This window comes from Ruegeria sp. E5 (assembly GCF_056534105.1).
Genome location: NZ_JBQFPA010000002.1, coordinates 518307 through 531695, shown reverse-complemented (window position 1 = coordinate 531695; position 13389 = coordinate 518307). Strand labels below are relative to the sequence as shown.

Below are 13389 nucleotides of genomic sequence, written 5' to 3'. Positions count from 1 at the left end.
CCTCATAAACTAGAATTGTATCCCAAGGCCAATGCCAACCTGCAGGGCTTCGGTTGAGTCTCCAAACATATGGTCCAGGCTCAGGTTGATAAAGCTGCTGTCATCCAAAGCAAACAATCCCAACCGCGCGGACACGACGCCGTGGGCGTCACCGGTATAGCTGGTATTCACGAACCCTCCGTCGGCGGGGCTGGCCCCACTGAAGCCAGCGGTTACCGACACCGTGTCGTCAGACGAGAGGATGGCACCGGCGCGCAGGCTCGCACGCAGTTTCTGCGAGGCGCTCAGGATCTGCTCGGTCCCGATCTCAATCGACGGCGTCAGCGAATAGATCATCTCGTTGTCGTCCTGCAAGACGATACCTGACAAAGTGCCATCGCCATTGCTTTCCGTCGCCAACCGCGTCGCATCGACGGCCAGTTCGGGGCGCAGATACGCTCCACCAGCGCCAAGTCTTTGATCATACGCCAGGCTGAGCCGCAGGTTCTGGTGGTTCATCTTGTGCTTGATCTCGCTGACACCAACGGTGTCCACAATTGTGCCATTGGGCAAAACGCCCCGGATCCCACCTGCACGGCTTGTATCGTAGTTTGACCAACCTGCCGACAGCATGGCCGCAAACTCCCACGCGCCTGTGTATTTGGTCAGCGATGCACCCAGATTGAACCGATCGCCGGATGCATTGTATTGCGATCCGTTCTGCAGGCTGATCTGGTCGTAGCCCAGGGCAAACCCTGCATACAACTCATCCCCCACCGGTAGACGGACACCCGCCGACCAATTGGTGTTATTGACGTTCAGATCGTTGTAAATCCCGGTCTGCTCGCGGTCGAAGAAATAGCGGCCGCCGGTAAACCAGATACAGTTACGCGGATCATCCCCGGCTTGATAATTGGTGTAGCGTTCGCAGTTTTGCAGCGTATCCGCGAATACCCGCGTGCCAAAATACGCATCCACCGCATCTGCGGCGTAGTCCGCTGTCGACAAGCTCTCAATGGCCGCGATCACATCGGCCTCGGATTGCATGTTCCCGATCAGCGCCAAAAGCTCGCCCTGGTCGGACGTTCCCCTCCCGTTCAGGACATCATTGATATAGTCACCGATCGCGGTCTGGTTGGAGTTCATCCTGGGCGTCGAATAGTCTGGTGTGATCACCAGATCGATCGAACTGCCGTCCGACGTCGCCCCGTTCAAACCAATGGAGTAATCCAGAACCACAGTGTCCTGGATGGTCGTGCCAGCATCTGCGGCCGTACCTTCGGGATTGATGATGACAAGCGGCAACGCGCGTTCGAGTGTGTTCAACCGCGGCACCAATGTACCACCAATGGTGGCATCCCCGGTGACATTGATCAGATCGCTGTCTCCACCCGATATGCCAGTGGTTCGGAAATACACGTCGAACGTTGAAGTCGCAGTGCCGCCAAAGGCCAGACTTCCGGTCACGTTCGTGGTCTGGCTGACATCTTCGGTGAAGGAAAAATCATCCGCTTGAACAGCAGCCGTCAGGCCTCCGTCGACGCCCCAATTTGCGCCCAGAACCAAGTTGCCATCCACCTGCATGAGCCCGGCGTCGCCCAGATTCACGGTATCCAATGCATAGAAGGTTGCACCATCTTCCACGGTCAGGCCATTCGTCCCGTCACCAAGGTTCAGGTTCCCAAGCGCGCGTCCGGACAGCGTGATTTGTTCATTGCCATCGCCGCCGTTCACCAGTTGGTTATTGCCCGCGATCAGCACCGTGTCTTCTGATAGGGTCAGCGTGTTGTCGGTACCTCCTTCGACAATGATCGAGGCAACCGAGTTCGCTTGCCCGGTGCCGCCCATGACAACACCATCTAACCCAAGCATAATGGCGTCTGCACCGTCACGGCCTTCGGATTGTGCAAAGACACCAATGCCACCGTCGCCGACCGACATCACATTGCCGGTCAGGGTCATGTCGATAGCACCGCCCGACCCGGCGCCACCTGCGGCACCCCGGAATATGGAGTCGACGATGCCGCCACCGCCACCCAGCGATTGCGCTGCAACACCGATCGCGTTCTCTCCGCTGGTGACTGTGTTACCAGTTTGCGAGAACAGAATGTCCCCGCCGTCCCCGCCATTTGCAGCTGACAGATTTACGGTCACCTGGCTGGGGTCCAGGTCTGTCGTGACAAGACCACCGCCGCCGCCGATGCTCTGGATCACGAACGCATGCGATCCGGTACCACTTGTGTTTACGTCACCGGCATTGGTGAAATCGACGTTGCCGCCATCTCCAGTTGAATCGTCCTGCGCCCCGAGGGTCACATCGACGCCTCCAAGACCAGCAACGACAGCTTCACCACCGCCCGCGCCGATGCTTTGAACGCTTTGGCCAAAGGACCGGTCACCGCTGGTGAAGACATCTCCATTCAGATCAAGATCGATATCACCGCCGCTGTTGCGGAAGCTTGGATCGGACCCCAGGATTACCGAAGCAAACCTGTTGGTATCAGCCGTGCCCGTGCTGTTGAGCACCAGCTTACCGCCGCCGCCGCCAATAGATTGCGCCGTGCCTGCCGAGGAAAACGCACCATCAGTGCCGACATCGCCAGTCCGGCTGCCGAACACATCGCCACCTGCTGCATCATTCGTATCAATCGCGCCCAGGCGCGCATCAATCTCGATACCGTCGCCATCCTGAAGGCTGATGTTGTTGGCCGATGTGCCACCACCGCCGCCAACACTCTGCAGCATCAGACCTGTCGAGCGGTCACTGGTGGTCGCTATGTTACCGACGTGCGACTGGGCAACCTGGCTGCCCGCCGTGCCCGAAACATCATCACCGCCCAGCGAGATGTCACTGATATAAACAGTGCCGGTTCCACCCGCGCTTGCCGTCGCGGTCGTAAAGTCGACCGATGTTTCGGAATTGCCGCCGCCGCCATTGACGGATTGTGCAAAGATGGCCTCGCTGCCTGCACCATTCACCAGAATGTCACCGGTTGAATTGACAGTCGCGGTTCCCACCGATCCGGTGGTCCCTTCTCGCGCGCCCAACACATGAGAGATCGTGTAGTCCAGCGCCGAGACCAAGGGCGACGATACCGAATATCCCGCATTACCGCCGCCGCCACCTACGGATTGGGCATAGATACCGAACCCGTTTTCAGCGTTCACGACAATCGTACCGGTATGGTTGACCGTGACATCTCCACCATCCGCACCGTCGCCACCAGAACCGCCAATGGCGATCTTCGAGTATGACTGGCCGGTCATGGTGTTTTTGAGGTCGTTCACATCCATCGCGACGGCCAAACCACCGTTACCGCCGCCCCCACCAACGGATTGCGCGAAGATACCGTAGGCCCCTTCGCCATCAACGCGGATGTCGCCGGTATTGGTGACAACCGAGTTTCCGGCAGCATTGCCACTGCCACCCGAACCACCGATGTTCAACTGCGCGGTCGGAGAGCTGTTGTCCCCAGTCTTTAGCCGCAGCGTCCCAGTAATCGAACTCCCACCATTGCCGCCGCCGCCACCAACGGATTGAGCAAAGATGCCATGCGCACCTGCACCAATGGTGATGATCGTGCCCGCATTTGTGACGGCCACGTTGCCTCCGGTTCCACCGGAACCACCCGAGCCACCCAGGCCAAACTGCAACGCCCGCCGAGTGCTCGCCTCGGCCCCGCCATAGCGACCATCAACCGAGATTGTCGATCCGCCATTGCCGCCGCCACCGCCGACAGACTGCGCGAAGATACCGTGGCTTTCCGCTCCGCTGGTCACGATCGTACCATCGGCTTCGTTCACAACAGTGGTTGTACTGCCAGAACCACCGGTGCCGCCGGTGCCACCAATAAGGATCGCGTTTGTCGTAGACCCCTCCGAGGACCGGCCCAGAATAATGTTTCGAACCTGCTGTGCATCACCACCGCCACCACCGACCGATTGCGCGTAGATACCCACCGACTTGTCGCCCGTGGTCAGGATCACGTCCCGGTTGGTCACAGATACCGCCGCCGACATCGCACCCGAGCCGCCGTTGCCGCCGATGGATAATGTCGCGGTGTTTCCAATCTCTTTACGCAGGCTGATGATGCGGTTTTCCACGACACCACCCATGCCGCCGCCGCCTCCGACGGACTGCGCAAAGATACCATGGGCCATGGTGCCTGCTGTGCTGATTATTCCGTCGCTCACAACGGTCACGATGTCCGAGGTCATACCGTCCCCACCTGTACCGCCTATGTTGATCGATGCTGTGGTGCCGACTGTGGACGGGTTGACCACAGCTTTGATGGTATCGAGGTTCGATTGTCCGGCCTGTACCATGCCGCCAGTTCCGCCTGCGCCACCGATGGATTGCGCCATCAGCCCAATCGAGCGATCTCCGAACGTTGCGATCTGGGCAGTGTTGGTCACGTCCACCGTGCCACCAACGCCTCCGGTGCCGCCGGTACCACCGATGGACAAGGCAATTGACGTGCCCTTGCCAGCCGAGTTGCTGGCCTTACCGCCATTGCCTCCGCCGCCGCCAACTGACTGCGCAAATACGCCATGTGCGTCATCGCCCTGCGTGACGACGGTGCCCGCCACCACAGAAGTCACATCGCCTGCCGCGCCACCCGTACCGCCTTCAAGCCCGACTGACAGGCTGGCTTTGTTGCCTTTGCTGTCGCCGGATTTCGGGGTGCCGATGCTGACCGAAGTTGATGACGAGTTACCCCCGCCATTGCCGATGGACTGTGCAAAGAAGCCATAAGACCGGTTGCCCGTCGTGCTGATCGCGCCGTTCGAGCTGGCATAGACGTCCCCGCCGCTGCCCCCGGTTCCACCCGTGCGGCCGATCTGGATGTTTACATTGCCGCCATCAACCGACGTCGATGCCGAATTGTAGCCAGCATTGCCGCCGCCGCCGCCAACGGACTGCGCAAACAGACCATGGGAATCTGCGCCCGAGGTCGCGATGTCGCCTGTATTGCGCACATCCACCGAACCACCGATGCCGCCCTCACCCGTGCCGCCGCCAATAGCCAAGCCAAAGCCTTTGTTGGTCGCGTCGGAGGCAAGCTCATAGGTCATGCCGAGGTTCAAGGCGGCGTTGCCGCCGCCACCGCCGATGGATTGCCCAAACACACCGTGGCTGCCATCTTGCAAGGTGACGATATCACCATAGTGGTCAACATCGACCTCGCCACCGTCCCCTGCCGTACCTGCATCGCCACCGATGGCAACCACCGCCGACACTCCGGTTTTGTTGCCCGAGGAATCTGCAGGGTTCACCTTGCCTTCAAGCTCATCCAAAACCGCGTTGTAGTTGGCGATGACCGAGTCATCGACGCCGGTATTGGTCGGTGTCTTGCGATCCGTGGAATCGCCGGTGCCGCCGTTACTTTGATTGCCGGTGGTCTTGCTGATACCCACAACTGCGTTGATCCCGGCATCGCCGCCGCCGCCGCCAATGCTCGACGCCTCGATACCGTGTGATCCAACGCCATCGGTCGTGATTGTCCCCGCAGCAAGGGCCGCTGTGCCACGCGCGACGGTCACGTCACCCGCATCGCCGCCACCGCCGCCAAAGCCGCCGATCCCCATCGCGATCGGTGAGCTGTCCTTAGTACCAACAAAGGTTGCATTGATGCCGCCAGTGCCACCGCCGCCGCCGATGCTCTGGGCAAAGATTCCGCGCGCGTGATAGCCATTTGTTGCGATGTTGCCGGTCTGAGTGACCGACACGTCACCCGCATCCGCACCAGTACCTCCGTGGCCGCCAAGGCCACCCACAATGCTCAGATCCGTTTTGCCGTCCGAGTTGTTGGAGTCGCCATAGTTCAGCTGCCCGGTCACGTTCAAAGCACCGTTGCCACCGCCGCCTGCGATCGACTGGGCCAAAACTCCATGTTTCCAGTTGCCGGCGACTGACACAGTTCCCGCGTGATTGACGCCCACATTGCCCGAGACATTGCCGTCACCGCCAAAGCCTCCGACGCCAAACGTAACCGAAGGGATCTTGCCATCTTTGCTGAGCGCAATACCGCCCGAGACATTCAGACCGCCATTGCCGCCGCCTCCGCCGATGGACTGTGCCAGCAGACCCGCCGAGCCATCGGTATCGGGTTTTTCTTCGTTGAAGACACCCATGTCGATGAACAGGCGTTCCAACCCGAAGTTCGACGCCAATTCCTCGGTCTCATCTACGATCGAGTCGCCCAGGAAATCGCGCAGTTTGTCTTCGAAGGTCGTTGTGTTGGGGATCGATATATCGTCCGGGTTCGTTGTAACCGTAATATCCGCTTGCGAGGTGACCGTGACGTCTCCGGCCTGGCCGCCATCGCCTGCGAAACCACCGACGCCCACGATCAGAGAGCTGTCGGATACGATCCCGCCTGACACGTTCAGACCACCGTTGCCACCGCCGCCGCCAACGGATTGGGCCAGCAGGCCGGATTGGCCAGTGCCGTGAGCTGTGATCGTACTGCCTGCGCCAATGTTCACATCGACATTTCCGGCATCTCCACCGCCGCCGCCAAAACCTCCAACGCCCACGACAACCGCATAGGATTTACTGCTGTCCGTCTGACCCGCACCGGGTTTGCCGCTTATCGCGAGGCCACCCGAGACGTTCGTGCCGCCGTCACCGCCACCGCCACCAAGCGACTGGGCAATGATGCCACTGGCCCCTTTGCTTTCATCAACGGCGAAAGTGCCATCCGATTGCTCGACCATCGGTACGGCCTGTACATTGCCGGTATAGTCCAGATCGACATCGCTTGCATCACCACCCGCCCCGCCAAAGCCGCCAACACCCGCTGAAACCGAAAAGATCGTGTCCGACCCCGATGGTTTGGTCAGCGCCAGAGTGCCCGAAATATTCACGCCCCCGGTGCCGCCACCGCCACCAAGGCTTTGCGCAAACAGACCATGCGATCCGTCACCCGCCGTCACTACATCGCTTTGAACATCCAACGTGACCGCATCGGCATTGCCACCACCGCCACCAAAGCCACCAAGTCCCAGGGCAACCGCTGCACCGGATTTGCCGGTGAGATTGACAGCGCCAGAAACGTTCAGACCGCCGTTACCGCCGCCGCCGCCGACCGACTGGGCCATGACACCAATACTGTCTACGCCAGTGGTTACCACCGAAGTTGTGCCACTGCTGTCCGTTCTTGAGCGCAATGTGCTGTTCACTTCACCAGCGTTACCCGCCCCGCCACCGAAGCCGCCAACGCCCAGACTGACCGAGCCGCCATTTTCCTGGCTGATACCCAACGAGGCCGAGATATTAGTGCCGCCGTTGCCACCACCGCCGCCAAGGCTCTGTGTCAGGATCCCGGTGCTGCGATCACCTGTTGTGGTTACTCCACCGGTGATTGTCGATTGCACCAACGCTCCGGCATCAGCACCGCCGCCGCCAAAACCGCCCACACCGATGCCGACCGCCGCATTGGCTGATCGGGACAGAGACAACGCTGCCGAAATGTTGGTGCCGCCGTTGCCACCACCGCCGCCGAGGCTTTGCGTCAGAATTCCGACCGAGTCATCACCGGTTGTCATGACATCTCCGGTGACCCGCTGCGTGACGTTATCTGCCGCACCACCGTCCCCGCCAAAGCCGCCGACGCCGATCCCCAAACCGCCGGAATAGTTGCTGGCTACAGAAATGGCCCCGGAAATGTTTGTGGCGCCATTGCCGCCACCTCCGCCAAGGCTTTGTGCAATAATACCTGCCGACCGCGGACCCGAGGTGCTCACATTGCCCGAGAACGTGTTGTCGACTACCCCGCTGGTCCCGCCACTGCCGCCGAAGCCGCCCACGCCGATACCTGCCGCACCCGATCCAGTGCGTGCGATGCTCAGAGCGCCCGAGATGTTGACGCCGCCATTACCGCCGCCGCCGCCAACGGATTGGACCAGAACGCCCGCTGCGTTCTCACCACTTGTAGTGACATCGCCGGTGACCGACCCCGTCGCCGCGCTCGCAGCACCGCCATCGCCACCCGAGCCACCGATGCCAACCCCGACGGCGCCGCCCCCGGTCCCCGAGATGTTCACGGCTGCTGATACGTTCAGCCCGCCATTGCCGCCGCCACCCGCAGCAGATTGCACCAAGACGCCGCCAGAATTGTCACCGGTAGTGGTAACATTGCCAACGACCGTGCCTTCGGCCGTATCCGCGTCGCCCCCGTCGCCACCGCTGCCACCAAGACCAACAGACGCACCACCGCTGCCGGTTCCTGCGACAGTGACTGTGGCGGAAACATTCATGCCTCCATTGCCCCCACCGCCGCCAAGGCTTTGCACGATCACCCCGCCGGATTCATCGCCTTGTGTCGAGACGTTTCCGTTCAATGTGGCTTCAACTGTGCCTCCGTTGCCGCCGGTACCGGACGCCCCACCAAGACCCACGGATGCCCCACCCGAGCCGGTGCCCGCCGCGGCCACTGCAACCGAGACGTTCATGCCACCATTACCGCCGCCACCGCCGACAGATTGTGCCAAGAGACCGCTGGAGGTTTCACCTTGCGTGATCAGATTCCCGGTTACATTCGCCGTGACCGCCGAGGCGTCACCGCCGCCAGTTCCACGACCGCCCAAGCCAACTGCCGCAGCGCCAGAACCCGTACCTGCGCCACCGACGGAAGCAGAAACGTTGAACCCGCCATTGCCGCCGCCGCCGCCGATTGATTGCGCCACAACTGCGCTGGACTGCGCACCTTCGGTTTGAACACTATTGGCAACCGTCAGGCCAACAACACCCCCCGTGCCGCCGCTGCCACCGGACCCACCCAGGCCAACGCTGATCGCGCCCGATCCGGTGCCGGCCCCAGCCAAAGCCGGTGAGACATTGAAGCCACCATTACCACCACCGCCACCAACGGACTGCGCGAGGATACCCACCGAAGCATCCCCTCGGGTTACCACGTTAGCTGTTGTGCTGGCCGCCACCAAACTGCCGTCACCCCCGGCGGACCCTGAGCCGCCCAGACCAACCGAAACTGATCCCGCACCCGTTCCAGCCCCGGACACGGTGGGCGAGACATTGAACCCGCCGTTACCACCGCCACCGCCAAGCGACTGCGCAACAAACCCACTTGAGGCGAAGCCATCCGTCAGGATGGTGCCATTCGAAGTCAGCGTGACAATGCCGCCATTGCCGCCGGTATCACCTGAACCACCCAGTCCTACACTCACCGCACCACTGGCTGTACCTGCGCCCGACAGAACCGGGGCTACGTTGAACCCACCATTTCCGCCTCCGCCACCGATGGATTGCGCTACGACGCCCGAGGACTGATCCCCCTGCGTTTCAACCGCATTATTCGATGCGGCATCGACCGTGCTGCCATCGCCGCCACCGCCGCCGTTGCCACCCAATCCGACCGAGACGCCAGCCCCTGCAGTGCCCGATCCCTGAACCGATGCGCTGACGTTAAACCCGCCGTTACCTCCGCCACCGCCGATGGACTGCGCGAGGAAGGCCGTCGCCGAGTCGCCTTGCGTCAGAATTGTCCCACTGGATCTTAGCGTAACCGACCCGCCATTACCGCCACCTGCGCCCGTTCCACCAAGCCCGACACTGACCGCACCGCTTGCAGTACCTGCACCGGCCCCAGTCCCCGAGATATTAAACCCACCATTGCCGCCACCACCGCCGATGGATTGGGCGACGACGCCTGAAGAACGGTCCCCGACAGTTACAATCGTATTTGTAGTCGTCAGATTGACTGTGCCACCCGTCGAGCCCGTACCTGCGTCGCCGCCAAGGCCAACTGAAACTGCACCGCTCGCAACCCCAGCCCCTGCAAGTGACGCGCTAACATTAAAAGCACCATTGCCACCGCCTCCGCCAACGGACTGTGCCAGAACGGCAGTAGAGTCCGCGCCACCGGTGCTTACGGTGCCTGTGACTCGACCTGTCACCGATTGACCGATTCCACCTCCTGAGCCGTCGCCACCAAGGCCTACGGTGACGGCACCGCCACCTGCCCCCGCACCAGCAACACCGGCCGTCACGTTGAAGCCACCATTGCCACCACCGCCGCCGATGGATTGGAAAACTACGCCGCCTGAGCCTTCGGACACTGTTGTGACGTTTCCAGCAACCTGGCCTTCAACCACGCCGCCATTGCCGCCTGTATCGCCGTTGCCGCCGAGCCCGACGCCAATTGACCCAGCACCGGCTCCTGCCGCTGCCACACCGGCAGTGACATTGAAACCACCATTACCACCGCCACCGCCGATGGATTGAATAACGACAGCCGTCGAGCGTGCACCTTCGGTCCGAACCTCGCCGTTGACGCGCACGCCGGTTACCGTACCGCCTATGCCGCCGCTGCCTCCGTCGCCGCCAAGTCCGACTCCAATCGTTCCGGCACCGCCACCGCCGGCCGCCAAGCCAGCAGCGACGCTGAAACCGCCATTGCCACCGCCACCGCCGATGGATTGCACCACGACCGCACCGGCATCGTCCCCACGGGTTGTGACATCCGCATCAACTTGGGCCGTCACTGTACCGCCCGCACCTCCACCGCCAGCTTTGCCGCCGAGGCCTACACTGATGGACCCGGCAGCGCCGCCCGCAATATCGGCGCTGGCCCCGATGGCATAACCACCATTACCACCGCCGCCGCCAACGGATTGCGCAACGACACCGCTGGAGAATGCGCCACTGGTTTCGATTGAGGTCCCACCGGCGCGCAAAGTGACGTTGCCACCGATACCGGCACCACCACCATCTCCGCCGACACCGACGTTGATCCCGACCGCAGCGCCTCCGCTTGCGCTGATACCGGCCGCGATGCTTCCACCACCATTACCGCCACCGCCGCCCACGGATTGCGCGATAATCGCGCTGGAGCTTGTGCCAGTCGTGGTCACGTCAGCATTGGTATAGACCTGAACAAGTCCACCATTGCCCGCACTGCCGGCCTTGCCGCCAATTCCAACTGACACGTTGCCCGAAAACAGAGCCGAGGCGCCACCGGTCGCAGCGACCGCCAAACCACCATTGCCACCACCCCCGCCGACGGACTGGAACAGCATGCCTGTCGATCGGTTTCCGGTCGTGACGACAGTGCCTTCAAACCCAGCTGCTGTTGCGACGCCACTACCATCGAACTGGCCAACCGTGACCGGACCACCCGTGCCGCCCGTACCACCGTCACCGCCAACCCCAACAGCCAGCGAACCCGATACCGGGCCGCCTGACGCTGCGACAGATACGGCATAGCCACCATTGCCGCCACCGCCGCCAACAGATTGCAGCATCACCCCAACCGAGTCGTCACCACCGGTTTGTACAGAAGCTGAACCGCTGCCGCTAAGCGTGACCGTCCCACCGTTGCCACCATTGCCAGCGGACCCACCAACCGAGACCGATGCCGCGCCAAATGCGCCAACCGCAACCGAGACCGCTCCGCCACCGTTGCCGCCACCGCCGCCGACGGATTGTGCAAATACACCTGCCGAGCGCGCGCCCGAAGTCCGGATAGCCGACGGCTGGCTGCCATCGGTGTTGGATAAGGTTACGTTGACATTGCCACCGGTCCCTCCGGCCCCGCCATCACCACCGATGGCTACCCCGACAAACGCACCTACCGAACCGGACGAACCACCATTGCCGCCACCGCCACCAATCGACTGGGCCAGAATACCCATCGCATCATCACCCGAAGTGGTGATGATCCCGTCATTCACGATCGTCACAGTGGACCCGCTGCCACCGCCGCTGCCATTGCCACCGACCGAGACCATTCCGCCGGACGAGCCGCCGTCACCGCCACCGCCGCCGATGGATTGCGCGATAATCCCGCGGGCGTTGTCGTCTTCGGTTACAATACGCCCGTAGTTGCTGACGCTCACTGCAGCGCCCGTTCCGCCCCGAGATCCTGTGCCACCAATCGCAACAAGCCCATAGGAGTTTGCACCGGTTCCGCCGCTGCCGCCGATGGATTGCGCCATGACACCGTCAGCCCCAATGCCCGAAGTCAGGATGCTTCCCGAACCTTGCACAGTGACATTCACCGCGTCCCCGCTACCGCCGTTCGAGCCCACGCCACCAAGAGAAAGTGATACCAGACCGCCTGCAGTTCCGCCCGAACCGCCGCCGCCGCCGATGGACTGGGCAACAATACCGCGCGCGAAATCACCTTGTGTTTCAATCGCGCCACCATGCGAGACGTTAACCCTGCCTCCATTTCCGCCATTATCGGCCCCGCCAATGAGCGAAACCAACAAGTTGCCACTTGTCCCCGCTGCCCCCCCCGAACCGCCGATGGATTGGGCGTAAATCCCGTTCGCATAGTCGCCGGTCGTCAAGATGCTACCGCTTGAGGTCGTGTTTACCGTTACGGTGCCACCGCTACCGCCATAGCCTCCGTTACCGGACGAGCCAACCAGCCCCCATTGTGAGCCACCATTACCGCCGTTGTTCGAAACGCTCAGCGCATAGATGCCATCAGCCGAGTCGCCGGACGTAGAAATGTCACCCCGCTGCGTAACGGTTACATCGCCACCATCTGCCGAGTGGCCACCGGTGCCCCCACCCGGAGCCGCGAAGCCGCTGCCACCATCACCAGCCTCGCCGCTGCGGCTGAAGGCAAATATACCGTCATAGCCGTCGCCCGATGTCTGGATCGTGCTGCTGGAGGATTGTGTTGCGTTAACCGTGCCGCCTTCCCCGCCGTCGCCGCCATCGCGCCCGTCCCAAAAGCTCAGATACGAGTCGCCGCCCTGACCACCGTCACCGCCAACGCTACCCACTTGCCAACCGACATTGCTGGTTGCGTTGACATTCCCGCTCAGGGTTTGTGTCTGGGTTGGGCCATCGGCACCGTTTCCACCTGAACTTGGTGGCACAACAAGCGCACCATCGCGCCCATTGCTGCCATCTCGCCCGTAAACGACCTGGCTCACACCGTTAGGTCCGGAGACGTTCACCGGCGGGGTGACAGAGCCAGGAGTACCCGAACTGTTGAAGTTGCTGTTGTACTGAGACAGGGTCAGCTGAGTGGACAAGCTGGCCGTTCCGGTCGCACCAGAATTACTGATCTGAGCCGTTGTTCCCGTTATGGATACAATCTCAAATGCCAGCGGGGGATTGTCGGAGTTGTAAATTGTATCGCCGGCATCTTTGACGAGAAACACATAGCCATCCGCCGTCTCAACAAAAGCCGTCGTCCCGGCTGTAGGTGTTGAAGCGGGATCCACGATCAGTGCAGTGACTGTCGTATCCAGACCAGTCACAGGGTTGTTAACAGTGTCTCCAACAATTGAATCTGCAGTCGGCGCGGCAAGCAAAGGTGTTGAATTAAATAGAAAAATAGAAAGCGCAAACAGCAGGTTTGAAAACTTTGACACCTTGAGACCCTACAACCCAATTCACCAGCACAGAAGGCAAAGAAGAGCTGCACC

The 13389-nt window shown here is 61.5% G+C and carries 1 protein-coding gene; it reads right to left on the bottom strand.

Translation table 11 applies throughout. From position 1 onward, the window contains the following. Positions 1-9: 9 nt before the first annotated feature. Positions 10-13221 carry a hypothetical protein gene (locus tag ACR0BI_RS10530; protein WP_480888630.1) on the bottom strand — a complete coding sequence of 4404 codons (13212 nt, stop codon included), beginning with the start codon at positions 13219-13221 and terminating at the stop codon, positions 10-12. Positions 13222-13389 lie beyond the last annotated feature (168 nt).